The organism is Corynebacterium silvaticum (assembly GCF_002162115.2).
Taxonomy (GTDB): domain Bacteria; phylum Actinomycetota; class Actinomycetes; order Mycobacteriales; family Mycobacteriaceae; genus Corynebacterium; species Corynebacterium silvaticum.
The window spans coordinates 97,857-122,990 of record NZ_CP021417.2; the positions used below are offsets into that span (position 1 = coordinate 97,857).

General features: G+C 54.3%; 23 protein-coding genes and 3 pseudogenes. 16 read left to right on the forward strand and 10 right to left on the reverse strand.

Annotated elements, in window-relative coordinates; genetic code table 11:
• Nucleotides 1-216: 216 nt before the first annotated feature.
• The gene (locus tag CBE74_RS08710; RefSeq protein WP_225870196.1) at nucleotides 217-780 is read right to left on the reverse strand and encodes a TetR/AcrR family transcriptional regulator; all 564 of its coding nucleotides are present in this window, start codon (nucleotides 778-780) and stop codon (nucleotides 217-219) included.
• Between the two features lie 106 nt (nucleotides 781-886).
• Between CBE74_RS08710 and CBE74_RS08725 the strand changes: the two genes are divergently transcribed.
• The gene (locus CBE74_RS08725) at nucleotides 887-1,690 is read left to right on the forward strand and encodes an MFS transporter (protein WP_225871205.1); all 804 of its coding nucleotides are present in this window, start codon (nucleotides 887-889) and stop codon (nucleotides 1,688-1,690) included.
• 221 nt (nucleotides 1,691-1,911) lie between these two features.
• The gene (locus CBE74_RS08805) at nucleotides 1,912-2,397 is read left to right on the forward strand and encodes an MFS transporter (RefSeq protein WP_225870194.1); all 486 of its coding nucleotides are present in this window, start codon (nucleotides 1,912-1,914) and stop codon (nucleotides 2,395-2,397) included.
• A gap of 14 nt (nucleotides 2,398-2,411) precedes the next feature.
• On the opposite strand, the gene CBE74_RS08875 is transcribed toward CBE74_RS08805, so the two are convergent.
• Genes CBE74_RS08875 through CBE74_RS09000 form a run of 3 tightly spaced genes read right to left on the reverse strand, consistent with a single transcriptional unit; the run spans nucleotide 2,412 to nucleotide 3,579 of the window.
• Nucleotides 2,412-2,783, reverse strand: a complete 372-nt coding sequence (locus CBE74_RS08875; protein WP_225871206.1) for a hypothetical protein — start codon at nucleotides 2,781-2,783, stop codon at nucleotides 2,412-2,414.
• Nucleotides 2,784-2,808: 25 nt separating this feature from the next.
• Complete coding sequence (locus CBE74_RS08930) at nucleotides 2,809-3,009, reverse strand: hypothetical protein (RefSeq protein WP_225870192.1); 201 nt, start codon at nucleotides 3,007-3,009, stop codon at nucleotides 2,809-2,811.
• Nucleotides 3,010-3,036: 27 nt separating this feature from the next.
• On the reverse strand, nucleotides 3,037-3,579 hold the full coding sequence (locus CBE74_RS09000; RefSeq protein WP_225870191.1) for a helix-turn-helix domain-containing protein: 543 nt from the start codon (nucleotides 3,577-3,579) through the stop codon (nucleotides 3,037-3,039).
• A 647-nt stretch (nucleotides 3,580-4,226) separates the two neighbouring features.
• Between CBE74_RS09000 and CBE74_RS09190 the strand changes: the two genes are divergently transcribed.
• Nucleotides 4,227-4,463 carry a hypothetical protein gene (locus tag CBE74_RS09190; protein ID WP_087453129.1) on the forward strand — a complete coding sequence of 79 codons (237 nt, stop codon included), beginning with the start codon at nucleotides 4,227-4,229 and terminating at the stop codon, nucleotides 4,461-4,463.
• Between the two features lie 1,063 nt (nucleotides 4,464-5,526).
• Here CBE74_RS09190 and CBE74_RS09290 read toward each other — a convergent pair.
• The gene (locus CBE74_RS09290; RefSeq protein ID WP_087453131.1) at nucleotides 5,527-6,333 is read right to left on the reverse strand and encodes an esterase/lipase family protein; all 807 of its coding nucleotides are present in this window, start codon (nucleotides 6,331-6,333) and stop codon (nucleotides 5,527-5,529) included.
• 93 nt (nucleotides 6,334-6,426) lie between these two features.
• Here CBE74_RS09290 and CBE74_RS09450 point away from each other — a divergent pair, with 93 nt between their 5' ends.
• The 3 genes from CBE74_RS09450 to CBE74_RS09515 are packed head-to-tail and all read left to right on the forward strand — an operon-like array spanning nucleotide 6,427 to nucleotide 8,182.
• Nucleotides 6,427-7,014, forward strand: a complete 588-nt coding sequence (locus CBE74_RS09450) for a nitroreductase family protein (RefSeq protein WP_087453132.1) — start codon at nucleotides 6,427-6,429, stop codon at nucleotides 7,012-7,014.
• A gap of 36 nt (nucleotides 7,015-7,050) precedes the next feature.
• On the forward strand, nucleotides 7,051-7,581 hold the full coding sequence (locus CBE74_RS09460; protein ID WP_087453133.1) for an HAD family hydrolase: 531 nt from the start codon (nucleotides 7,051-7,053) through the stop codon (nucleotides 7,579-7,581).
• 43 nt (nucleotides 7,582-7,624) lie between these two features.
• Nucleotides 7,625-8,182 (forward strand): gamma carbonic anhydrase family protein, encoded by a 558-nt coding sequence (locus tag CBE74_RS09515; RefSeq protein ID WP_087453134.1) that lies wholly within the window; start codon nucleotides 7,625-7,627, stop codon nucleotides 8,180-8,182.
• A gap of 2 nt (nucleotides 8,183-8,184) precedes the next feature.
• Here CBE74_RS09515 and CBE74_RS09525 read toward each other — a convergent pair whose 3' ends face one another.
• Nucleotides 8,185-9,192, reverse strand: coding sequence for an ROK family protein (locus CBE74_RS09525; protein WP_134316090.1), 1,008 nt, complete (start codon nucleotides 9,190-9,192; stop codon nucleotides 8,185-8,187).
• Between the two features lie 667 nt (nucleotides 9,193-9,859).
• Here CBE74_RS09525 and CBE74_RS09530 point away from each other — a divergent pair.
• The 6 genes from CBE74_RS09530 (at nucleotide 9,860) to CBE74_RS09830 (ending at nucleotide 16,042) form a co-directional block, all read left to right on the forward strand.
• A complete protein-coding gene (locus tag CBE74_RS09530) occupies nucleotides 9,860-11,353 on the forward strand; it encodes a PepSY-associated TM helix domain-containing protein (RefSeq protein WP_087453135.1) in 1,494 nt (497 codons plus the stop codon).
• Nucleotides 11,354-11,457: 104 nt separating this feature from the next.
• Nucleotides 11,458-12,528, forward strand: coding sequence for a TIGR00730 family Rossman fold protein (locus CBE74_RS09580; protein WP_087453136.1), 1,071 nt, complete (start codon nucleotides 11,458-11,460; stop codon nucleotides 12,526-12,528).
• Between the two features lie 101 nt (nucleotides 12,529-12,629).
• Nucleotides 12,630-14,297 carry a DUF885 domain-containing protein gene (locus tag CBE74_RS09610; RefSeq protein WP_087453137.1) on the forward strand — a complete coding sequence of 556 codons (1,668 nt, stop codon included), beginning with the start codon at nucleotides 12,630-12,632 and terminating at the stop codon, nucleotides 14,295-14,297.
• Between the two features lie 108 nt (nucleotides 14,298-14,405).
• Complete coding sequence (locus CBE74_RS09630; protein WP_087453138.1) at nucleotides 14,406-14,822, forward strand: MarR family winged helix-turn-helix transcriptional regulator; 417 nt, start codon at nucleotides 14,406-14,408, stop codon at nucleotides 14,820-14,822.
• Nucleotides 14,823-14,831: 9 nt separating this feature from the next.
• Entirely contained in the window at nucleotides 14,832-15,185 is a 354-nt protein-coding gene (locus tag CBE74_RS09770) for a hypothetical protein (RefSeq protein WP_087453139.1), read from the forward strand.
• Nucleotides 15,185-16,042: a hypothetical protein gene (locus CBE74_RS09830; RefSeq protein ID WP_087453140.1), complete on the forward strand. Its 858-nt coding sequence runs from the start codon at nucleotides 15,185-15,187 to the stop codon at nucleotides 16,040-16,042. Before CBE74_RS09770 ends, CBE74_RS09830 begins: the two co-directional genes overlap by 1 nt.
• Here the strand turns inward: CBE74_RS09830 and CBE74_RS09885 are convergent.
• Both CBE74_RS09885 and CBE74_RS09900 read right to left on the reverse strand, forming a co-directional pair.
• Nucleotides 16,039-17,112 (reverse strand): AbrB family transcriptional regulator, encoded by a 1,074-nt coding sequence (locus CBE74_RS09885; RefSeq protein WP_087453141.1) that lies wholly within the window; start codon nucleotides 17,110-17,112, stop codon nucleotides 16,039-16,041. The genes CBE74_RS09830 and CBE74_RS09885 overlap by 4 nt on opposite strands.
• Nucleotides 17,113-17,172: 60 nt before the next feature.
• The gene (locus tag CBE74_RS09900) at nucleotides 17,173-17,814 is read right to left on the reverse strand and encodes a hypothetical protein (protein ID WP_171483357.1); all 642 of its coding nucleotides are present in this window, start codon (nucleotides 17,812-17,814) and stop codon (nucleotides 17,173-17,175) included.
• An 88-nt stretch (nucleotides 17,815-17,902) separates the two neighbouring features.
• On the opposite strand from CBE74_RS09900, the gene CBE74_RS09915 reads away from it, so the two are divergent.
• From CBE74_RS09915 to CBE74_RS09935, 3 genes and pseudogenes are all read left to right on the forward strand, one after another.
• Nucleotides 17,903-18,679 (forward strand): TSUP family transporter, encoded by a 777-nt coding sequence (locus tag CBE74_RS09915; RefSeq protein WP_087453143.1) that lies wholly within the window; start codon nucleotides 17,903-17,905, stop codon nucleotides 18,677-18,679.
• 187 nt (nucleotides 18,680-18,866) lie between these two features.
• Nucleotides 18,867-19,686 (forward strand): annotated as a pseudogene (locus tag CBE74_RS09920) (PTS sugar transporter subunit IIA).
• 11 nt (nucleotides 19,687-19,697) lie between these two features.
• Nucleotides 19,698-21,253, forward strand: a pseudogene (locus CBE74_RS09935) (PTS ascorbate transporter subunit IIC).
• A gap of 17 nt (nucleotides 21,254-21,270) precedes the next feature.
• Here the strand turns inward: CBE74_RS09935 and hrpB are convergent.
• Nucleotides 21,271-23,717, reverse strand: a pseudogene (gene hrpB, locus CBE74_RS09945) (ATP-dependent helicase HrpB).
• Nucleotides 23,718-23,730: 13 nt separating this feature from the next.
• The gene (locus CBE74_RS09990) at nucleotides 23,731-24,396 is read right to left on the reverse strand and encodes a sugar O-acetyltransferase (protein WP_225870188.1); all 666 of its coding nucleotides are present in this window, start codon (nucleotides 24,394-24,396) and stop codon (nucleotides 23,731-23,733) included.
• On the opposite strand from CBE74_RS09990, the gene CBE74_RS10000 reads away from it, so the two are divergent.
• Nucleotides 24,395-25,132 carry an alpha-ketoglutarate-dependent dioxygenase AlkB gene (locus CBE74_RS10000; RefSeq protein ID WP_087453147.1) on the forward strand — a complete coding sequence of 246 codons (738 nt, stop codon included), beginning with the start codon at nucleotides 24,395-24,397 and terminating at the stop codon, nucleotides 25,130-25,132. The two genes, CBE74_RS09990 and CBE74_RS10000, sit on opposite strands and share 2 nt — an antisense overlap.
• The last annotated feature ends 2 nt before the right edge of the window (nucleotides 25,133-25,134 follow it).

Genomic DNA, 25,134 nt, shown 5'->3' on the forward strand with positions numbered 1-25,134 from the left:
TAGGGTAGAAAGCGGCATCACTCACTAAGAGAGAGTGTCCTGCCGATTGTGGCCTATTCAACATGAATTAACAAGGATTGGAAACCTACCCTTAGCAGGGAAAACCTACCCTTATGGGCGGTTATGGGGGTTGTGTATCAACGATGAGTCTGTGCGCGGGGTGCTTGGTACGCACTAGGAGAGTCGCGTGGATACCCCGGCGTACTTATTGTGGCCTTATTGTGGCTTGCCGACGATCCCCAGCGCGCCCCGCACGCATAGTGCGTTTACTTCCTGCACGTCATGCCCTCGTTCCAGTGCGTTGAAACCTGTGCTGAGCAGTCCCTGAATGAGTGCGGCTGCAAGCGTGGGATTGTCCAGGTCAAACGGTATAAGTAGGTTGCTTAGGGATTCGATTAGCTGGCGGTGAATGTGGGCGATGTTTGCTTCAGCTTCTCCGCCGACACCTTGTGCCAATTCCATGAGCCAGCCGTGGTTTTCCACCGCCACGATCTGCACGTTTGTTGAGATATAGGCGCACAGGGCTTCTGTGGGGGTGGTTGCCTCGTGGATGGCTTGGTTGATGGCATCCACATAGTCGGGAAAGTGGCGCAGGATGACGCGTCCGCGCAGTTCATCCATGGATTCCACGTAGCGATAGAGCGAGTTACGGGCTAGTCCAACGCGCTGTGCGACGGCGCCCGCCGTAAGAGCTTCCACTCCGCCCTCGCGGAGCAGAGCCTCGGCTGCGTCGAGTATCGCTGCCTGCGTTTTTTCTCGATTTTGTTCCTGGCTACCCATGTTTTCCATTTAAGCACTTGCGTGAAGCGTCTCCGAATGTGCTTTAATGAAGTTATGGCGCGACACCCTGTCGCAGTTTTGAAAGTGGTTTGAGAGAGGTTCCACCATGACCAAGACATCCAACCGCTGGGTAGTGCTGACGATCCTGATGATCGGTGTATCGCTCATTGTTCTCGACTCAACAATCGTCTCCGTTTCACTCCCAACGATCATCACGTCGCTCGACTTGAGCCTCACTGATGCGCAATGGGTCTCTTCTCTTTATTCCGTGGTCTTTGCAGCATTGCTGCTGTTCACGGGAACACTGGGGGATAAATTCGGTCGCGTCCTTATCTTCCGCATCGGCCTTATCGTTTTTGCGCTTGCCTCGCTGCTGGCCGCGGTATCCGGCTCTGCAGCTCTTTTGATCCTGGCCCGGGGTCTGCAAGGCGTTGGCGGTGCGATGATCCTGCCATCCACCTTGTTGGCCACTATCAATACTGTTTTCCGTGACCAGGAACGCGCACGGGCGTTTGGAATTTGGGGTGCCACAATGGCATCGATGGCAGCCATCGGGCCGCTGCTCGGTGGCTGGCTCACGCACTCGTTTTCGTGGCACTGGATCTTTCTGATCAACATTCCCATCGTCATTGCGCTGCTCATTGCCGGCCACTTTGTCTTCGGGCCGGATCACAAGGGGGACATTGTTGGTTTTGATGTCCCCGGCACCCTGCTTTCTGCTTTGGCCCTCGGGTTGACGGTCTTCGGCCTCATTGAGGGGATGTCGTTAGGCTGGTGGAACTCCCCAGTGCCGTTCGCGATTGCCTGTGGCCTTATCGCTGCCGCGCTTTTTATCGTCCTGGAACGCGCGCCAGCGGGCCGGCAAGCCGGTGCTTCTCGACGTCCGCCTCTTTCGCATCGGGTCCTTTAGCAACGGCAATATCACCGCGCTGACCGTGGCACTAGGTGAATTCTCCGCATTGTTCGTTCTGCCGCTGTACCTCATTTCGGTACTGCGCCTAGGCGCTATTCACGCAGGTTGGGTGCTTGCTACTCTGGCGCTTGGCTCGATACTGTCCGGTGCGGCTGCTCGCCATGTGGCGGCTGCATTTGGGCCTGCGGTCACCGTGATTATTGGACTCGTGCTAGAAGGTGGCCGGTATTGCGGGAGCGGGCCTGCTGATCGGACCGGCGACGTCGGCACCGCTTATCGCTCTGGTCCCGGCGATCTACGGCGCGGGGGTAGGGCTTGCCTCGGCGCAGCTGGCTTCTGTTGTGCTTGCCGACGTCCCCGTCGAATCCTCCGGCATGGGATCGGCCACGCAGTCGACCTCCCGCCAGCTCGGCTCCGCGCTCGGTGTGGCAATCGCGGGAACTGTCCTGGCAATCGACGTAGTGCGCCGGGTGGTCGAAGGGCTCACGAACCTCGGAATGACGGGGGCGCAAGCTGAGCAGTTGGCACACGCTACCGCCGATTCCGCTGGCGCTGCCATCCCCGCGCTGGCAGAAAAGATGGGGCCTGACGTGGGAAGTGTTCTCAGCACAGCTTTTGCCGACGCCACCTCTTCGGTGCTGTACGTATCGGCCGGAGTGCTGCTGCTAGGGCTCATTTCTGCCGTGCGGTTGGCAAAGCGGTAGGGATGGTTGTCGCCTTATGGTGATAGTGCTTGCAGGCGCGTTCTCACATACTCCGCAAAATGCGGACACCCTGCAGATATGAGCTTTTGTGCCAGATTGAAGGAATGAGATTTCTGCATGTAGTAAGAAAACTGTTGCTCGATTACTGCATCATTGGCTTCAGGGGCGCTTTCCGCAACTAGTAGCAGGAATTCATCTGGCGTGAAAACCTCATACGGGCAGTCGTCTGAATTCGAATAGAGACCGGCAAAGTCTTTGTAGTCCTGAGTGACAATGATCTGTATTCGTCCGTGAATCGCTGCGCTATGGACATGTGCGTCAAACGTGTCGGAATAGGAGACTGATTCATCAATGGCAAAACCAGTGATTCGATTTTCCGCCATCACAGTCATCAGCCTGTCTCGGATGGCTTTAAGTCTTCGGATACTCTCGCCGCTTGTGATAGATTGCCTCAGCGAGAATATCCTCAGTCCAGTAGAAAGGCCAACTACCTAAGGCTTCTGCGGCCAGCAGCCCGATCCATGCATGCAGTGTAGTAGAGAACCAGATATTGGTATCGGGCAAAACACTATTAGGGATTGGCGTGTATTCGTTGGGAGCTGCAGTTGTCACAGTCAGACTATATGCAATCCTAGGGAGCTATGTCTCCAGATCGAGCACTTCAAATACGGAGCGGCGCATTTCTTCCTTGCGGTCGTTCAGTAGCTTGAGCACCTCTTGTGTGTCCAGTCGGTGGTGTGATCCAACCATGGTGTTGCTGAGTTTTCCTTGTTTGATGTACTTCATCACTGTAGGGCGAGAAACTCCCAGCATGGAAGCAGCTGTTGTGGTGGTGATGCGCGCAGGCAACTGGGAAATACTAATCGCTCTGCCATGTGCAACGGCATCAAGCACTTTGCGGATGATGTCGATAAGCTGATCTGGAGCCTCTTGGCCCGCTTTTGAGGTTATCTTGGGGTCTTCGCCAGCCAGTTGGTGGCGAAAAGCAGTGAGCATCTTCGCATCTTCTGTAGTCAGATTGAGCGATGCTTCTGTTTGTATTGTCATGGGGTTCACCTCATTCTCCATCTGGTACTTGGCTGCTATATTCAGGGCAAGCTTAAAGTGTTGCAGATATAAGTGCAACACCCCTTTTTTTTGTTGTGCTTTGTTTGGATGGCTGGCCGGTGCTGTATCGACCACTCCTGGCTTTAATATCGAAACTGACAATGCATGGTTAACCGCTTTCCATGCTCGAAAGTGCTTGACGTGATTGTTTAGCAGTTATCCAAACATTGAACGGATGGATGGGTGATAGAAAACCACTACCAAATCTCATCCACATCAATGCGACCTGGGGATTGTGAGAATAGAAGGGGTCTAATCTCACAATGAATCGTGTAATCGCGGGAACCTTGGTGGAATAGTGGACTGCTATTCCACCAAGCGGTAGCGTCTGGAACGGTCGCCTCCGATGGGGATAGCTCGCGCTTGAGGGCTGAGAATTTTTCATTTAACTGACACAGACTCTCATTAGCCTATAGGGTAACTCAATAAGCAACCTTATACTCTAGCTCTTGGCCTAAGGCTCACCCATGAAGGTGCTCTCGCGCAAAATACTTGCCGTTATCTCAACAAGCTTACTGCTTAGCACTACTCCCGGTGTTGCAATAGCCTAATCACCGTTTTCCGGTTCGTCTCATCGTGACCAGTCGCAACTGGCACTCGAAACGTCTCAAGACCCAGGCGCTGATAATGGTGCAGTTTCGACGCAAACAGTAGGTAGTCCATTTGCGGAATGGGGTATCCCCATACCTCCAGGGGTCGAAGGCTATGAAGTCAACCAGGCCATGGCGGAAGAACGTAACCCACAAGGACTAGAAGAGTGGCATCCAGCCCCAAACCCGAATGGTGAAATCATTCCTGGCCAGATGCGCTCTGACAGGAAAGAGATCCCTGCCAGTGTTGATAAAGTAGAAGCCGATAAAGCCGAAATTCGAGAAGCACAACTTTCAGATTCGGATAATCCGACTTTGAATGCTTGCCCAGGCCGTAGCGTATACTGGCCAACTAGCTTCGAAGTATGAGGTCTAATCAAGGAAAATACGACAGTATCGGTGGGCCCACAAGCTTTCTTCTTCTGCCAAAATCTCATGATTAACCAACCTTGACAGGATCGGAAGCGGACTTCATGTACTTGGGAGTAAAAAATGCACAAAAGTTTAAACAGACCATCGGATAGCGGAGAAAATACCGACAGACAAAAACCTTTGCTATTTTCAAAATGGTACGGAATCCCCTTTCTTGAAATTGCGCTCTTGGTTGTCACTTTTATTGTTGATATTTTCTCAAGTCACCACGTAGGACATATATACGCTGTAATTTTCATTTCCTTCGTTGGATTACCAATTCTCAGCCTCATTCCGCTGCGCTTTTTCTCCGTAGACCTTTTGTTTATATCCCTAGGCGTATTAGGAATCCTTATACTCAAGTTTTCTGGTGATACTGCTAGCGTTGGGCTGGGCTGGGTTTCGCTGTTTCTCTTAGGACTAGGTATAAGTGGTGTTTGTTGCTTAACTCGGAGAATTTTAGCCAATATCTTAACGAAGACTACATGCTCGTAAACATGTAAACCTTCGATAGGTAATAGCAATACGGGCAACGTCCTGCGGAGTTCCCAGAAACTGATTGCCTTACCCTCGTAATGTTGACAGTGCTTCTATCGGCTGGATATGGATTCTTTACGCAGGAACCATCGCAGTTTTTGGGAGAGGTATGACCTTCCTGACTCTTCTGTTTATGGCGCGGATGCGCCGACTGCTTTTTAACGTTCTGGCCCTTCATCTCCCAAAGCATTGTCCATCCAGTTGTCTTGGTCGTTGTTCTAGTCGCTATCTGCGGTTGCTTGCTGGTGAACACGGGCCACCATCGCTTCATCTGCTGTTGCGCTAATCCCCAGTGAGTCCAAGAAGCCCATAGGCTTCTTCAGTCCTTGCATATCGTGACGCTGGGCGAAGCCTTCTTCTTCGCCTTGAATTAAGTATGCAGCGCCAGTAGTGTCATGCTGTTTATGCAGGTCAGAATGGAAAAACTGGCAACATAACACTCAACTTCCCACTTAACATAACACCGTGGGAAGTAGGTGGGAAGTTAAGTGTTATGTTCGGTGCGCACGTGCTTTTTAGCGGTAAGACGTTCCACTCGTTCTAGTTCGCTGAGCACGATGCGTCGTACGCGGCGATCGTAGGGGACATCTTCGTGGAGAACTATTGCGCGCTTTGACACTGCTTGTACGTATATATTGCGGACGAGGGGGCCGGTGAGAAAACAGGATTCCACTGGCTGAATGATGGTGTCTGATTTTGTGGTGATGCAGGAGTAATAGATGCCGGGCAGTGTATCGCCGTTGGCGTTGAGCTCTTGGATGAGGTCGCTTTCGGCAAGCATCTCAAATCCCGAGGCCCCAAAGAAGTTCGTGATGATGGAATCTACCACGACTGTGCCGCGGGCAGTACGGGTAAGTGGACTGATAACGCCGCCGTGGGAGGTGCCATGATTGGGAACTGCGAGGCAGATGAGGTGTGTGACGTAGCGGGCCCCGTCTAGGTGATGCATCCAATATCTGGCAAGTATTCCGCCTTGGGAATGTCCGACAAGGATCGCTCGCTCGGCGCCGGTGACTTTGAGCACGGCATGGATATATGCGCCGACCTGGTCTGCTGATTCGGCCACCGCGGCGGTTGACCGCATCCCAAAGTCGGGTGCGAAGACCGCGTAGCCTTTCTTGCGTAGGTCTGTGCCTAGTTCCATCCAGTCGCCTTTGGTCACCCCGGTGCCGTGGATCAGAATCACTGGGTAGGGGTGTCGCGAAGTGGGGCGGGCGCGCCAGTCGTCTTCAAAAAGCCCTCGTGCTGGAAGCCGCGCGGAGAGCGGCAGGGGAGCGTCGATAATTGCCATGCGGGAGCGCGACCTCCTTTGCGATTGTTTCCTGCCGGGGATACTTTCGTACCATACCTAAGAAATTCAGTGAGCGTTTTTAAGGAGTTTCCCGTGTCCCTTACTGTTGCTGAGGCAATTGCGAACCGCCGTGCCACTCGTCAATACACCGAGCAGGAGGTGAGCGACGCGGTGCTTGACGTCGTCGTTTCGCAAGCTCTTCAGGCGCCGAGTGCGTTTAATGCGCAGCGTGCGGATCTTGTAGTGATTCGGGATCAGGCGATCAAGGACAAGATTTTTGCGGCTTCGGGCCAGAAGCAGCTTCGCGACGCCCCGGTGGTTCTGGTCACGGTTGCGCGTGCCGACGTCCCCGAGGATCTTGACGAGATCCTTGGCGTGGAACGTGCAGCGTTTGTGCGCAATGTTTTAGCTAAAGCCGATGCTGCGCGTCTGAGGGAGACCGCGCTTAAAGATGCCATGCTGGTGGCGGGTTTTGCGTTGATCGCTGCCCAAGGCGAGGGGCTCGCCACGTCGCCTACCACGGGGTGGGATGAGGCGAAGGTCCTTGAGGCTATAGGGTTGGCCGACCGCAGCGATCGTGCAGTGGGGCTGGTGATCGGCATGGGATATCCTGCGGAATTCCCAGCGCATCCCGGTCGGGCAGAGAGCCGTCGGGTTAACGACGGCTATGCGCGCGACTGAGTTTGTGTGTGGTCACCCCGTAGACTAGGGGACATTATGGCCACTTTTTTGTTTGATCTTTATGGGGTGCTGCTTAAGCTCCCCACTCAGGAGGAGATCGATCATCTGGGCGCAACTATCGGCGCAGATGATCGATTCTGTCCTACGTTTCATAAGCTGCGACCATCGTTTGATGAGAACCGCGTTAATGCGGAGAATTTCTGGCGGCAAATGAAAGTAGCTTTGGGGCTCGATGATATTGATTGGGCGGAAGCTCACCAGATGGATCTTGAGATGTCCATGGGGGTCGATGCGGAGATGGTCCGGTGGGCGCTTGATCTTAAAGACCAGGGGCATCGCATCGGCATCTTGTCTAACATCCCCCTAGACTTTGCGCGTAGGCTGCGGCGAGAGCAACCATGGATGGAAGACTTTGATGCCGTTTTTTTGTCCGGTGAGGTGGGCGTGGCTAAACCAAGCGCGAGGGCTTTTGACATTGCGTGCCAGCGTTTGGGGCTATGCCGGGGGACACGTTGTTTATTGAAGATACGCGCGCCAATATTGAAGCGGGGCAGATGTATGGCTTGAAGGTGCATTTGTTCGACGGCATTGAGACATTAAAGGAGAATCTGTGAATTCTGGCCCGATTATTTTGCCGTTTAATGGGAAAACTCCGCGAGTTCACGAGACCGCTTTTATCGCGCCGAACGCCACCTTGATCGGCGATGTAGAGATAGCGGCGCATGCCTCTGTGTTTTATGGCTGTGTTTTGCGAGCAGACATCAACATGATTCGTGTGGGCGCGCGAACTAACGTCCAGGACAACTCGGTGCTGCATGTCGACGGCGATGCGCCGTGCATCCTCGGCGAAGACGTCACGGTGGGCCACATGGCTTTGGTGCATGGCTCCACCGTGGGCAACGGAACCCTGGTGGGCATGCACTCTGCGTTGCTTTCACGCTCGGTAGTTGGCGCGGGCAGCCTGATCGCTGCGGGAGCCGTGGTGCTTGAAGGGCAAGAAATACCCGCAGGCTCCCTTGCAGCTGGCGTTCCAGCCAAAGTCCGGCGGGAACTCTCGCCCGAGCAATCGGCAGGGTTCATCCCGCATGCTGGCAGGTATGTGAATGTTGCCAGCATGCATAGAGAACTTGGGATGAGTCTGAGCCTCGACCAGGTGTGTTTTAGCTAGAACTACCTGCGCTTAGTGATCAATCGCTTGGCAAGACCCAAGGGGTCTTCCATCAGCCGATCCATCGCGATGGCCCGGGCGGCGGCACGGGCATTATCAAGGTGAGTGGGGATCACCCGGATCTCCAACTTATCCTTTGTCCCGTGAGGAGACTTGCGTAGCGCTTGGCCCACTGCCAGGGCATCCTCTGAGTTTTCGAATGCCGACCCGGCAAGGACGATAACCTTTGGTCGCGTCTGCTCTACTAGGGCTACGGCTGAGGCTCCCAGGGAGGAAGCTCCATGAATATTCTCATCGATCGGCAGCACCACCACCTCTTGGGGGTTTTGCAGTGCCGCACCGATGGAATCGTCCGCATAAAAGATGAGTGAGCTGGCGGGCACATCGGGGTTTTGCGCCTGTTGCTCAGCGCCCGCAATGGCCGTAATAGCACTGGCGACGGTCACTGGAATAGAGATGCGGTTGTAGATCCGTCCAGCGAGGTCTACGCCTTCCCAACCAAGGTTTTTCGCGGTGACAAGGCCGAGGGAGTTGACGTGGCCGGACGTCGCAATGCCGACGTTGGCAAGGGGCAGCTCGCTGAGTTCTGCGACCTTGCGGATGGCTGTGGCTAGCGTCTCCGCATACTGATCAGTGCTCATCTGCGTAGGAACGATATCAAGGATTTTTTCCTTTATTACTACGCCGCGAGTGCTGTATGCACCTACGTACGTGGTCTTAGTTCCTACTGCTACACCGATCTGCACCCAGGGGGAAGCTGAAAGCTCGATGGGGATGGTGGGGCGACCCGGGCCGTTGGGGATGGAAAGGTCTGGTCTTTCCCGAACGAGCTTTGCTTCCATGAGCGCTGCGACGGCGCGGGTCACGGTGGGCTGGGATTTTCCGGAGCCGTGGACGAGCTTGGAGCGCGTCACCGGCTGGAAGTGCCTGATGAGGTGCAGGCACGATGCAGCCGGTACAGACGGCTGAGTAAAAGAAGGGGTATTCCTCAAGTGGCTGCGCGTGTGCATAATAAAAATTCTATAGCGATAGACCACGCAGTCTAAATTATCCACCCCCTCGTTGGACGGTTTTGACAACCTGTGAGCAGCTTAAATATAGATATGAAGTATTTAAATAGACTGACCAGTATATTATGGGCAGAATATTTGGGCCGGAGAAAAAATGTCGCTGAGCGTTGTATTTTCAAAAATGATTTGCAAAAAAGTTTTGAGTCAAATGTCACTATTTAAACCTTGAGCTTTTTTGGGTGGGTGTGGGCGTCGATAAGCGAAAGGGGGAGGTTGACCGCGAATTGGGGGATGGATACCCCCGGCTGCGCCCCTTAATCTCAGGAGGTGTCGGGGGAAATAATGTAAGCATTATTCACTCACGGGGTGACGCATTTCTCCATGCCATGTGATGTAGGTGACATAGCATCAAACTTCGATGAGTTGAAAAAAATTTAATAAAGGCTTGAACTTTGGGAACTCTTGTCAACTTTCGCGCGACAACTACTAACGTCGCGCGGGTGCATCTCTGAGCGCGCCGGGAATGCCTCTCGTCCTTGACTCACAACGAGATTGGTTCCCTTTGTGGATGCGCCCATCGCGGAGTGGAACGGATCCCTCCGTGGTACGACTGTGGCCACAGTCTGTGCGTAATCCAACGTGTGTATGAAAGCGGTATTAGGAATACATGGTCACCACCGATCAAGCCCTCTCGGCGGGAAGTGCAGCGCCACAAGCTGTAGAACCTGGGACTGGACGCGCCGGCGAAAACAGCGGGAAGTCCCGCCATTTGCCGCGCCACCTACGCCGGCTTCATTTCTTTGCGGGAATCATCTGCGCACCGCTTATCTTCATAGCGTCTCTTACCGGGCTCGCCTATGCCTTTGCCCCGACGCTTGAGAATGCGGTGTACTCCAGCAATATCACTGTTGAGGTCCCCGCTGATGGTCAGCAGCTCCCGATGGAAAAGATCGTGGATATAGCTACGCAGCGTCACCCTGAACAGCCCATTTCCGGTATTCGCGTCGGTGAAAAAGACCAGGCAGTACGGGTGCTATTTAAGCACCCCACCAAGAGCGCAAGCTTCACCGATGCTGTATTTGTTAACCCCTACAACGGCGAGATCACGGGAGACATGGTGCAATACGGCAACTCTGGAGCGTTGCCATTGCGAGATTGGCTGTCCCACGGGCACCGCGATCTATGGTTGGGGGACACCGGGCGCTTCTATTCTGAGTTTGCGGCGTCTTGGCTTGGAGTTTTGGCCGTCAGTGGCGTGTACCTCTGGTGGAAGCGTCAGCGCAGCGGCACTGGCAGAAGCGCTTCCATGCTGAAGGTTTCTGGCCGCGGCCGCACCAGGAACCTGCGCTGGCACGGAGCATTGGGCACGGCTCTTGCACTGGGCATGATCTTTTTCACCTTCACCGGACTGACATGGTCTTCTGTGGCGGGCACCAATATTGGCAAAGTTCGTACTGAGCTGAATTGGGCTACACCAAAAGTGACTACTTCTCTCGACGGCGCAGCTGCTCCTGCGGTAAAAGATCCTCATGCTGGCCACGATCATGCTGGCCACGATCATGCTGGTCATGACCACAGCGGTCACTCCGCGACGGCAGCACCCTCAAAGCTGAGTCTTGCGGCGCAATCCACAAAAGTCGCGGCGACTGCTGCTACTGAATTGCGCAGCGGTGTCACCTTGCGTCCGCCAAGTGAGGCGGGTCAGGCGTGGAGCGTCATGGAGAATCGTCAGGCATATCGTAAAGACAACAACTCTATTGCGGTTAATGGCGATACGAGTGAAGTCACTGCCCGTTTGGCATTTGCGGACTGGCCCTTGGCTGCGCAAGCTACTGCATGGATGATTCAGCTGCATATGGGCACCATGCTGGGGCTTCCGAATCAGATCGTGTTGGGCTTACTGGCGGTAGGAATCATTATTTTGGTTGTTCGCGGTTATATGTTGTGGTCCCAGCGGCGTCCGCAAGGCCAGCTTGTGGCTGATGCGCCGGCGCGTGCCCGCGGCGCTGAGCTTCGTTTTGGCGTGGCAGGAATCCTTGCGGTGGTGGGAATGATTGCCTATGGATTCTTCGCCCCGGTATTCGGAGTCACGTGCTTGGCTTTCCTCGTGTGCAGTGTGATCTGGGACGTGGTGCGTTCGCGGCGTCGTAAAGCACATTAATGCTTATCGACGCTACGCCTCAGCCACCACTGTGAGCACCGGAGATGCGTCATAAGCATATGCATTCATAGTTTTGTGGGGGAGTCACACTAGACTGATTCCCCATGAGCTTTTCCCCTCAGGAGCCACTGATTTCCGGCTTGACTGTTCGCACCATGACTGCGGATGACAAAGATGCACGTATGACCGCGCTGTTGAAGAATCTGAATCGTTTTGAACAGCGCTTTGATGTGCAGGATTGTGCGTCCGAGCCTTTGTGCCATTACCTCAGCTTTGACCCTGCTCGTGGCGATATAGGCCTTCTGCTTGCCAATGATGCGGGAGAAACCGTCGGCATAATGTGGGCTGCTTTTATTAAGGGATTCGGTTTTATCAATGCCAGCGTGCCGGAACTGACGCTCTACCTCGCGGAGGAATGGCACGGCAAGGGTGTGGGGCAATGGATGTTGGACCAGGCTGAAGAGCATGGCCGGATTCATGGTTGGCCGGGCATTGCTGTGAACGTGGAAAAGGAAAGCCCCGCGCGACGTCTTTATGTACGCTGCGATTACGTCACTCAAGACGGTGGATCCGTGGCAGGGAGCGTGATGCTGAAAACCCTTAGCCCGAAAATTCGGAGTGTGGCCGTGTATTGCGGTTCTGCGCATGGGGCGCGTCTGGAATACACCGCTGCGGCGCGGGCTCTGGGCACTGCGCTCGCGGAACGGGGCATCACCATGGTTTATGGTGGTGGCAAACTCGGCCTGATGGGGGAGACTGCAGACGCAGCCATCGCCGCAGGTGGAGAAGTGCATGGCGTTATGCCACAGAATCTTGTCGATCTAGAGCAGGCGCATCCGCGACTGACTCGATTGGAAATCACAGAATCCATCGCTGAGCGCAAAACTCGGATGGAGGACCTGGCAGACGCTTTTGTGGTTCTGCCCGGCGGCATGGGCACCATGGAAGAGATGTTTGAGGTGCTGGTCTGCCAGCAGCTTGGCCCGTATTGCGGCCCCGTGGCGCTTTTTAACGTAGAAGAGTATTGGGAGCCGCTGGTCACAGCCTTCCATGCGATGAGCGAAGAAGGATTTATTGCGCAGCGATACATTGATGCGCTGGTCGTTGCAGGTAATACCGATGAGCTTTTCGAGGGCTTTGCCACCTGGGTCAACCCCGGCCTGAAATGGAATTAGTCGGCACGCTAAGGGGCCATGATGTTCCCGGATTCTTCCCCAATGAGGGCGAAAAACTACATGCTGGAAGGAATGCGTGCTTCTGGCTAAACTAGCCAATCATGACTCACGGAAATACGGACGTGCGAACCCCCTCGCTCCTTGATGCTTCCTGCGAAGCATTTGTTCATGATCTTGCTGCGTTATCGCCGACTGAGGCGACCGCATGGGGCATTGAGGGCCACGACGGGGAACTGCAAGACTTTTCCCCGTCGTATTGGGAGGCCGTCGCGAACCGTAACCGTGAGATGCTCGCGGACGTTGATGCTCTCGACGACGGCACCGATGATTGCGATGACGAGGATGATTTTGATGAGGTTGATATCGTCACTGCTGCAGTGCTGAGAGATCGGGTGTGTCTAGATCTATCGCTGCACCATAACGACGAGTTTTTAGGCCAGCTCAACAATATTGCGTCTCCGATTCAGACCATCAGGGATACTTTCTTGCTGATGCCGCAGGATACCGAGGAACAGCGGGAAGCCATTGCGTCTCGTTTGTCGCAGGTGGGCAAGGCGCTCGCGGGATACCGGGAGTCTTTGACTGTGGCGGCCTCTCACGGAAAAGTGGCGGCGATTCGTCAGATTGAGGCCGTTATTGGTCAGTGCCGTGAGCTTACCCAACCAGGTTCCATGCTCGATCAGCTGGGAGTAGACCCTCATTCTGCCGCTGTGACGTCTGCAAAGAAATCCTTTGGCTCTATGGCTGAGTGGTTGAGCGATCAATTAGCACCGCATGCGCCTCACAACGATGCGGTGGGTCGGGAGCGGTACGAGCGCTTTAGTCACTTATTTGTGGGCGATGTTGTAGATCTTGACGACGCCTACGAGTGGGGCCTTGATCGTCTACAAGAGATAGTGGCCGAACAACAAAGCATCTCCGAGGAACTCTATGGAGCGGGGACCTCCGTTGCTGCCGCCATGAAGAAACTGGATGCTGAGCCTCGCTATACCATCACGGGTACTGATGCGCTGCGGGAATGGATGCAGGAGCGGGCGGATAACACTATCACCCAGCTCAATGGCGTTCACTTTGATATTCCGCAGCCAGTACAGACCCTGGAAGCCTGCATTGACCCTGCAGGTACCGGTGGCATTTTCTATACCCCGCCATCGGATGACTTCTCTCGTCCAGGCCGCATGTGGTGGTCTGTTCCGGCGGGACAAACTACTTTTCACACATGGCAAGAGCTGACCACCGTTTTCCACGAGTCCGTCCCTGGGCATCATCTTCAGTGCGGTCAGGCGGTTTGTGAGCGTGAGAACCTCAATCTTTGGCGCAGGATAGCCTGTTGGAACTCGGGCCACGGCGAAGGCTGGGCGCTTTATGCCGAGCAGCTGATGGCGGACTTGGGTTACCACGATGACCTAGGCACGCGGATGGGAATGTTGGATGCGCAGCGCCTCCGTGCAGCGCGTGTTGTCTTAGATATCGGGATCCATCTGGGAAAGCGGACCCCGGAGGGAACGAGTGTCTGGGATGCGTCGTACGCAAAATTCTTTTTGCGTGAGAACTCCGCCATGGACGAGCGCAATCTTGCCTTTGAGCTGGATCGCTATCTAGGCTGGCCCGGCCAGGCTCCTTCCTATGCTTTGGGGCAGCGCTTGTGGCAACAGCTGCGCGACCGTGCGGTAGCTCAGGGGCAGACTCTCAAGAAATTCCATACTCGTGCGTTATCTTATGGATCAATCCCCATGTCTATTCTCGGTGCACAAGTACTCCAAGGCTAATGTAGAGTCCTCTGCTGTGGATCTACTGCGGATCTGCCGCGGAGGATTTATGGTGGGTTTAAATAATTAAGCTTGGCGTAATTTAATTGCGCACAATATAATTAGTGCATGGCCAAAGATCACTCGCTCGATGAACTCATCTGCTTTCAGCTGTACACGGCATCCCGCCTGATGCAGCGTATATATCGCCCTTATCTTGACGATTGGGGCATTACCTACCCGCAGTACTTGGTTCTCGTCTGCCTATGGGAACGCGATGGCAGGTCGATTGGCCAGCTTGCCGATCCGCTCAATCTGGACAGCGGCACCCTGTCTCCTCTGTTGCAGCGTATGGAGGATAACGGCTTTGTCCGACGCCAGCATGAAAAAGAGGACTACCGAAGACTGCGCATTTTCCTGACCGCTAAGGGCAAACGCCTCAAACCTCGTGCTGATGACATGCAGGAGGAGCTCATGGAGACCCTCAGACTCGATCACCAGGACCTTGCTGCTATGCACGATCTCATGAGCAAAATTAACCCTTAAGAAGGGATCATGGACAAAGAGCACTCAAAGAAAAGTTCGCGCAAGCCTTGGAGCTACGGAATGATCGTGGCTTTTTTGCTCATGATTCTTCTGATGCCGCCGCTGCTTCATCTTTTTGCCGGCGGTGGTGTCATACTCGTGACATTGCTGCTGGCGGCGTTGATTTTTGGTTTTATAGACGCAAAAACCTTTCGCTTTACAGCTAGCTTTCCGTTGCTGGTTGGGGTTGCGTACTTCTTGGACATGCAGATGTACTTTAATGCGGGGACCTGGATCTACCTTCCCATCATGGTGATCTTCGCGTTTGTAGGCGGTGCCCTCGGAGCCCCTCAGGGGCTGCGTTCCTTGGGGGAGGAAGACTGATGGAGATATGGTCTTTTGAGCACCCTGAACTGGGGCTTATCAGCGTGGAACGCGGTTATGACGCGGAGTTTCGGGCGGCCGATCCGGACTGGCCCGAGGAACCCTCCGAAAAAGAAATCCGCCACGTTGGTCCCAACGCTGGATTCAAGGAACGCATAGAAGCGCTTATCCATAATCCCCCGGTCCGGTTGCACATTAAGGTGAACGGCGAGACATGGTGCCGGCTTAACGACGTCCCCTCGGGCCGAATAGCTTTGAACAAATCCGTAGACAATTCTTTAACCATGCCGGCTATGGCAAAAGTAAACCGGAAAAAGCCTCACCTTTACGTACAGTCCACTATATTCAACGAGATTCTGGGCATTGAGTATCGCGAAGGAAGCCAAGTCATAGAATTCACCCCACCCGTGGGGACTCGGGGGCATAAGCGCCACCAGGCGATGGAAGAAAGCAGCATAAAGCGAATTCTTTTCCCCATGATGGCGGGTCTAGGAAAGAGCGGTTGGGCAATTGCCGTGATCGTTCTGGGACCAATCATGAGCAGGATCGTGAAAAAACTCTTGGAGTTGTTGCCCGACTGGGACTTCTTTGATCTTCCGGAACTCCCCTCAATCGAGCTTCCTGTTCCACGGTTTCCGCAGATCACGCTTCCCGTGGTGCAGTTCCCGGACTGGGAATTTCCTCATATTGAACTCCCATGGTGGGTTATGTTTCTTCTTGAGTATAAAAAAGTGTGGATCCCCTTGGTGATTGCTGTCTTTGTAGGCATCATGGCGATCCGTAATCACAAGAAATCTGAAGAGCAGAAGCGGCAGTGGGAGTCGGAACAGACTGATGATTGCGATGCGACGCCTTAGGATTTTTTCCGTTGCAGCAGAGCGATAAGAGCGGGTATCCACCCGGCTAATGCAAGAACACTTACGATTCGGATGACCTGAGTAGCCACGACCACCGACCCCGCGCCACCTTCGCTGGAGAGCGCAAGCACGGTTTCCAAAGCACCCGGGCTGGTGGCCAAATACGCCTCAAAGTAGGAGACGTGCAGTACAGACATGAGAGGCCATGCGGTCAGTGCGCAGCCTGCTATCAGCACAACCACAAAGAGAATGGTGGATGGAAGCTGAGCGGCGAATGCTTTGAGCGCGGCTAAAGAAAGCGAACCGCCACAGATCCACCCGATAGAGAGAAAAGCGAAATAGCGCACTGTCTCGGGTGGTGCAAGACTCACGTCATGCGGGATAAACAATCCAACTATGACCACCAGAAGCATCGGTCCCAGGATCGATGCTGCCGGCAGCCTTAAAAACTTACCCACCCGATGGCCAACCAAAGCGATAACAACCACGATGAGCAGCGCCCACCATGGTTGTGACTGCGCTGCTTCAGACACAGCATGACTGGCGGGCGTATGCGAGAAGAGATGGGTTATCAAAGGAAGGGAGATCGAGACTGTGAGAAGGCGCAGATACTGGCTGAGAGTGACGTAGCGATAGTCGGCGCCTAGGTCTTTAGCCAGGATCGGCATAATAGAGGCTCCGCCGGCCAACATGGAGAGCACTCCAGTTTCCTGGCTAATCTCGGGTTCTTTGCGGGCTAATAATAGCCCGCCGCCGATGCCAATTGCCAACGTCACAATGGTCACCGCGATACTGGGTAAGACAAAGTGAGCGAGTTGGCTCAATTGCGTAGATAACAGCGGCAGAGCTGCGAGGACACCGATAAAACCGCGAGCAAAATTAAACAAATGGCGGTTCATCGGTAACTCTTTGCCCGTGATAAGAGCCGACGTACCAGAAGCCGCAATAGCTGCAAGAATCCACGCAGCAGGGACATGGAGAAAAGCAAAGAGGAAACCAAACGCAATGGACACAGGTGCCACCACAGACCAGCAGAGAACCAGGCCCTTATCCGTAATGAATCTCCTCATGCGTCGAGTGCTCCTCTCTTAGAATGCACTCGACTTTAATCCCACCTGTGGCCTGTGGCACTACCTTGAAGCTGAGACTTCTTCAAAAGAGTCGCGGGTAATCCGGACTCCAGGGCCCCGATGCTCCCGTATTGTCACGCTGCCGGGTGCCGTCAGATCGATGATGACTGCGTCGACGGAGTACTTCTTGCCGGCGTCGAGACGCTTAAACGTGCTGCCGTCGACAGCTGCACCATCGCCAGTAGCGCTCAGCGTCAACGGTGAAAATGTGGCTTTGATCCTATTGGCCTGCGGATGATTTCCGCTCGTAGCTTTCCACGTAATCGCATAGGTGGTGGGGGAGCAATCGGCAATGACACCTGCCGGATAATCAACCACGCAAGCAAGAGTTACTTCCTTATCCAACGGCAGAAGATAGCCCCCAGCCGGGATCGGAGTAGCAGCTAGATCCGGTCGCGGGGTAGGGCGTGGCGACGGCGGACTCGGCGCAGGCTTGGGCTGCTGGGTTGTTGGTTGTTGAGTTGCTGGCTGTTGGGTCTGCTGGGTTGTCAGGGGGGACGTTGTTGCGGATGTGCGTGAGGCATCGGCGGCTGTAGACGTGGGCTGTGGCGGTTGAGTATTCGCGCACGCGCTCGCGCCAAAGAGAACTACTGCGGATAATGCTACGGGAAGAGCTTCTTCATGGACATTCCTCCGGTTCACAAGGACCTCTGAAATAGATCACTTTTGACTATTACCGAGCGTAATATCTTCTGATGAAATTGGCAGCCATCAATAATCGGAGGCAACAGTGGACATTACTGTGAGCGGCTGGGGGATCTTGATCGCTGGTGCCGGAATAGCCGGGTGGGTTGACGCGATGATTGGTGGCGGAGGGCTAGTGCTCATCCCGCTTATCATGGCCGTCGCGCCGGGACTTGCCCCGGTTGTTGCCATCGCTACCAATAAGTTTGTGGCCGTGAGCGGAACCGCCTCAGCCGCAGTGACAATGGTGAGGAAAGTGGGAGTTGATCGCTCGCTGGTGTTGCGGCTTGTGCCTGTCGCGGCCCTGAGTTCGGCGGGCGGGGCGTTGCTGGCGGCGTCGATAAGCAAAGACGTGATGCGTCCGATCGTGATCGTACTTATGCTGGTAGCCGGGATTTTTGTTGCCCTCAAACCAGAATTTGGGCAGGGCGGACCCACACAAACCGCGAGCGCTAGGCGGCGCGGACTTGCCGTTGTAGCGACCGGGGCCATTGCGCTTTACGACGGCCTCTTTGGGCCCGGTACCGGAATGTTTCTGATCATGGCTTTTACCGCGCTGCTCTCTCAAGATTTTCTGCGGTCGGCAGCCCTGACCAAAGTGGTGAATACTGCCACTAACCTGGGGGCTCTCCTCGTATTTATCGCAGCAGGCCATGTTTTGTGGTCCCTGGGAATCGTGCTGGCTGTGGCGAATATCGCGGGCGCACAACTCGGGGCAAAAACGGTGTTGGGTGGTGGAACCAAGATCCTGCGCCTAGCGCTTTTGACTCTGGTCATTGTGATGAGCATCTACCTGACAGTGCAGCAGGTGCGCGGGGTATAGGACTTGAGGTTATGGGCTTGCCGGTCTTTGTCGGTTGCGCTGGTCGCGCCGATGGTGCCGGTCGCGCAAAGAGCGTGAAATTGGCAACTGACGACGCCAGGCTCAGATGCTATACATTGTCTCATCAGGTTTCTAGTGTGCACTTCTGCTGTCGCATGTGAGTGCTGAACATCCTTAGGATGTCATGATGTCAATGCTCAATGAACTGCTTGCAGATGAATCAATAGAACTGCACGGAAAGGCGGAAACCTGGCGCGATGCCATTGCCAGTGCTGGCGGTCTTTTAGAAAAAAACAGGTGTTATAGCGGGTGCGTACACCGAATCAATGATTGACAACGTGGAAGTCAACGGGCCGTACATCGTCGTGGCACCCGGCTTTGCCTTCGCCCATGCTCGCCCGTCTTCTGCAGTGAAACAGACTGCGATTTCCTGGCTGCGTCTGGAGCAGCCAGTTTCCTTTGGCCATCCAAAGAACGATCCCGTTGACCTGGTTGTTGCGCTCGCTGCACACGCTGATACCGCACATACTGCCGCGATGAAAGATTTGGCGCAGTTGTTGGGAGACAAGCAACGCAGGGAGGCGCTTAACCGGGTGGAGACTGTGGCGGAATTGCGGGAGGTTTTGGGGTCTGCTGTGAGGGATGGCGTGGGCGCTAGCTTTGCGGTCAATCCCGCGGTAACGGTTGCAGCTGGGCTTTCCAGCGCGCAGGCGACAGCGCCCAAAGGAAAAATACTCACGGTGTGCGGGAATGGCCTGGGGACCTCTTTGTTCCTGAAAAACACGCTGGAACAGGTCCTCGATTATTGGAAGTGGTCCCCCTATTTTTCGGTTGAAGCCACCGACACGATTTCTGCAAAAGGGCGTGCCCATGAGGCAGATTTCATCTTGACCTCAGGGGAGATTGCGGCGACCCTGGGTGATCTAGGTGTGCCGGTCTATGTTATTCAAAACTTCACTTCACCAGCAGAAATTGACTCAGCCCTACGTCAGCTTTTCGACGTCTAACGGAGGCACACATGAACGTCCTACTTTCGATTGCGGAATTTCTTGTCAACGAGATCCTTGCCGTTCCAGCATTCCTTATCGGCATCATCACGGCTGTCGGCCTCGGCGCGCTGGGCCGAGGCACCGGCAAGGTTCTTGGTGGTGCACTGAAAGCAACGCTGGGTTTTCTTCTCATCGGCGCAGGTGCGGGCCTCGTCTCTGCTTCCTTAGCACCACTAGGAGTGATGATCCAGGGGGCTACCGAGGCGCACGGAGTGGTACCTACCAACGAGGCGATCGTTGGAATTGCTCAGGAACACTATGGCAGTCAGGTAGCGTGGCTCATGATCCTGGGATACGCGGTGTCCCTGGTGTTGGCGCGTTTTACACCACTACGCTATGTTTTCCTCACTGGTCACCATGTTCTTTTTATGGCGACGCTGTTGACCATAGTGATGGCCACTGCTGGTTTTGACCCATGGGTGGTTATCATCGTCGGTGCTGTTCTTCTTGGCATTTTGATGGTTTCCCTCCCCGCCATCGCGCATCCATGGACTCGTCGGATCACGGGTGACGACTCAGTGGCGATTGGCCACTTTGGCACTTCCGGCTACGTGGCCGCAGGTGCCGTGGGCAAGCTGGTGGGAGGCAAAGGAAAGAAAGCCAGCCCTTCCACCGAAGAAATGAAACTACCTGAAGGACTCAGATTCCTACGCGACTCCATGGTCGCTACTGCACTATCGATGGCGCTGATGTATGTAGTTCTAGCAGTGCTTTTTATCCTTAGGGCTGGTCAAACCGAGGCTTTCACGGCCTTTACCGGAGGTGCGACAGGCGTCGGAAATTACCTTATGCAGTCGGTGACCCAGGGCCTACAATTTGGCGTAGCAGTAGCCGTGATTCTCTTTGGCGTGCGTACCATCCTGGGAGAGCTGGTCCCTGCGTTCCAAGGAATTGCAGAAAAAGTAGTCCTCGGCGCAATCCCTGCGCTGGATTGCCCTATTGTGTTCCCTTATGCCCAAAATGCTGTCCTTATAGGGTTTATCTCTTCTTTTGTTGGAGGCCTTGTTGGATTAGCAGTGCTTTCTGCCTGGTTGAATCCAGTATTCGGGGTGGCCCTGATTCTCCCCGGCCTAGTTCCACATTTTTTCACTGGTGGCGCGGCAGGCGTTTATGGCAATGCCACCGGTGGTCGCACAGAGGCGCGCTATGCGGTGCATTTGTTAACGGACTGCTCATCACCTTCCTTCCGGCTTTCCTTCTTGGGGTCCTTGGCACCTTTGGGGAAGCAAACACCACCTTTGGTGATGCAGACTTTGGATGGTTCGGAATACTTATCGGTGGAGCGGCCCACAGTGGAAAGACCGTGGGGCTTATCCTGATCGTTCTCATCGGTATCGCAATTCTTGGGCATGGACTGTGGTCGCAGAAAAAGCTCGTCGAAAGGAACTGGGATCCCGCTCCGCATCGTTCAGGCGGATTCGGTTCAGCGGATACAGGTCGGGATGCAGGTCGTCAGAACATTGACGCTTATCCCCGCATAGCCCCGCCACAAGGTGCGCCAGTTCCTCCTCCGCCACTAGGATAAGCCCGTTGAATCCCAGTTCATGAGAGCGCTTTTTTAGTTTTTCCTGTGGCTAACGCTGTTGTTGGGTCTTCTGGCCAGGGATGCTTGGGGTAACGTCCTCGCATCTCTGAGCGGACGTGGCGGTAGGGACCACTCCAGAAACTGCGCAAGTCATCGGTGACAGCCAGCGGTCTACCAGCCGGAGATAAAAGGTGGAATTGCAATGGTTTCCCGCAGATAATAGGGGAGAGTCCTGCAGTCCAAAACATTCTTGCAGTTTGACGCTGATCTTAGGTCGATCGTCGGAGTAATCAATGCTGACGCTACGTCCGCTGGGAACGTGCAGGGCACTAGACACTAATTCCTCTAACTGAGCGGCCTCAGGCCACGGGAGCAGCCGTTGGAGTGCTGGATACATATCGACTTTGGTGATGGTCGTCCCTGCTAAAAGAAGATCGATCTCTGGAGTGAGCCATTCTTCCGTGGTGATGGAATCGACATCAGGCCACGGGGCTCCGTAACAATCGAATACGTGGCGAAGCCGATTCTTCAGGTCCAAAGCTTTCTCTGAAAAATTAAAAAGGGTCAATCCGCGTGATTGAATGACCTCTGCAAGAGCTTTTCGCGCGGATTCTCCTTCCAAAGCGCAAGGCGTTGAGTTGAGTACGATGGCACCCGCTCGAGTCACGCGGGTCCCTCGTAGTTTTCCTTCAGCGAACGTGGCTGTGACCTCTTCGGACGTGCCAATGATCTCTAGTGCGGTGTCCTTATCGATAGCAGCCGCCGTATGAATAACCGCATGGTTTTGGGCCCCTTGCGGCAAAGCGACTTCCGCGATAGCCAGCCATGGCGCGCCTGATAACGATGGGATATTGCGGAGAATCGCCCTTGTACCTTTGGCCAATAAATATGATTCGCCCTCTGCCCGAGCAATATTCTCTGGGAAAGCACGCCCAATGGCTTCTCCAGGAGAAACCACGGAGGCGGACTTTTCTTGGCAGGAATGTCCTTCGGGAGAAGAGCCTCTGCATCTGTGCGAAAGGAGTTTTTCTAATCTAGTTTTCTCTGACTCATAGTGGCGCTGCCCGTTGAGACTCTGAATTTCTTTGGAAACATCGCCTCGAATATGTGCGCCTAAGGCGGCGACAGTGGGGATTGCTGAAACACCGTACTCCAGGAGCGATCGTCCGAGCCGTGGGTCGGTGGGGAGCGTTGTTAATGTACGCCCAAGTTCTGTGCAATGCCCTGAATCATCCAAAGCTCCTAATCGAATAAGAGTGCCCTGTGCTTGCTCCATTGCTGCTGTCGGTGGAGCGGTAAGCAGTGGGAATCCCTCGCCGCCTGGGGCGCCCCAGCTAGCTAAGAATAAGGCTGTTTGAGTGAGATCGGCGGAAGATATTTCTGGCGAGGCATGAGAACTAAAGCGGGAGAACTCTTGGGCTGAATAACACCGCAGTACGCTACCTGGGCCTTCACGCCCGGCACGGCCAGCCCTCTGGTCTGCAGAAGATTGACTAGTGCTTACCGTGACTAGTCCGTTCATTCCTCTTCCCGCATCTCGTTTAGGGATACGAGAAAGCCCTGCATCAACGACGATTCTCACGCCGGGGACGGTAAGAGAGCTTTCTGCGATAGAAGTGGATACGACTATTCGCTGTTCAGCGGGGTAAAGCGCAACTTCTTGTTCGGCGCTTCCGAGTTGTCCATGCAGGGGGAGAACCTTGATGGAGGTAGCGGCTTCTAACGCAGCGCATACTGAGGAAACTTCACGGACACCGGGTACAAAGACGAGCGCGGAATGTTCTGACTGAGACACAGCGTGTGCGGTGACTGAGGCTAGATGGCGGATGTAGTCCCGACTGAACTCCGAGCGTCCTGGCGCAGGAAGATACTCTATGTTCACGGGGTGTGTGATTGCCTCCACTGTCACAATGGGGGCTGAGCCGACAAGACGTGAAAAATTGTGTGCATCTACAGTTGCAGACATAACTGTGAGGAATAAATCGGGACGCAGCTCTCGGAGTTCAATGAGCATGCCTAGAACTACATCGGTATCCAGCTGTCGTTCATGAACCTCGTCCACAATGACTGCTGAAACTCCTGGTAACTCCGGATTGGACATAAGGCGGCGCAGCAGTACACCTGGAGTAACAAACTCTACGAGTGTGCCGCGTTGAGACTCGCCTCGTATGCTGAAGCCCACGCGAGAGCTCTTTTCGCGTGCACCATCGAGGAACCTGAGCCGATGGGCAGCCGCGCGGACAGCGACGCGACGGGGCACCACTACAATTACTTTTCCCTGGCTCTGAGACCTGCTTTTATGCAGAATATTGGCAATCAGCGGCGGAACGACTGTAGTTTTTCCCGTACCCGGTGGAGCTTGGATTATGACAGCACCAGAAGAGAGCAAAGCCGATTCTATCGCGGAAATCGAACCCATAACTGGAAGTCCGTTGCCAATGGAATCGAGATCAAAGAAAGTCATAGTGGGATACATGCTACTGCGTGGCATCATCGGTTCTTACCGCCGATGTGAGTCCCTGGACCGGGAGACCTACGGCTAATTCCGATCGTTCATAACAAGACTCCGAGGGCATTCTGACAACACGAGCGGGTTGTCCCATAGCAATGGCGTAATCAGGGATGTCTTTAGAAACAATGCTGCCATCCCCGATAACCGCATGTTGTCCGATTGAAACACCTGGTAGCACGATCACTCCCGCACCTAACCACGCGTGATCGCCTATGACAATGGGGTGAGCTATTTCCCAGCCACCTGCCCGCATTTCTGCATCATCAACGGGATGCGTAACTGTGATGAGCTGGCAGTTGGGCCCGATCACGGCATGGGCACCAATGGTTACTTCAGCGGTATCAAGGATCGTCACATTGTAATTAATAAAGACATCTTTGCCCACGGTGGTGTTGCACCCATATTCAATGGTCATCGGCTGTTTAATCGTGCAATACGAAGATTGGGGACTCAATATGCGCTTGAGCAGCTCTTTGAGTCGCTTCGAATCTGATGGTCGTGTGTGGTTGTAGTTATATACCAACTCTGCGGTTCGGTCGGTGTGCTCTCTAATCTCCGCAGATACCGGAAGGTGCCATTTTTGGTTGCGGAGATCATTCAAAGTGCTGTGGTTTAGAGGATCAAAGTTCATGTGCACGATTCTAAAAACTGCGTTTGACATTGCTACTACATTTGGGTGGGTGCCTACGCTTTTCGATTCTTATCCCGTACCTAGATCTCCGCAGGTCATCAGGCCTGGCGTTGTGCATCTTCCAGGTTTTCTCTCGCTCGCAGAACAGCGCGCAATTGTGGGGAAAGCGCGTGCGGTTGCGCGTCGATTAGCTCATACTCCTTTGGCAATGCATCAGCAGCAGTGGAAGACAGGGACGATGAGTGCACATCTTATGTCGTTGGGAAAACACTGGGAATATAGCTCTCATCAGTATGTATCGGAATGGCAGGGGCAGAATGTGCCCGCTATCCCAGACAGCTTTTTGGCCCAAGCATATGAAGCCATGAAACAAGCAGCTTGTCTGGACTCCTCCCTGGCACCGTGGGCTTCTCATTATCGTATCGATGCTGCACTCGTGAATTACTATCCGCCAGGTTCGGGGATGGGGCTGCACCAAGATGCTTTCGAGGAGTCCTCGGCCCCGGTTGTTTCCCTATCCATAGGGGCCACGGCGGTGTTTCGAGCAGGTAACTCGGGAAATCGGAATAAACCCTGGCAAGACATACTGTTATTAAGCGGCGATGCACTTGTATTTGGTGGTCCTTCAAGGAAGATATTTCACGGTATTAAGCGTATCGACGACGCCACTGTCCCGGATAACTGCGGACTTGAAAAGGGGCGAATCAATATGACGTTTAGGCAGGTAGAACTGTAGTT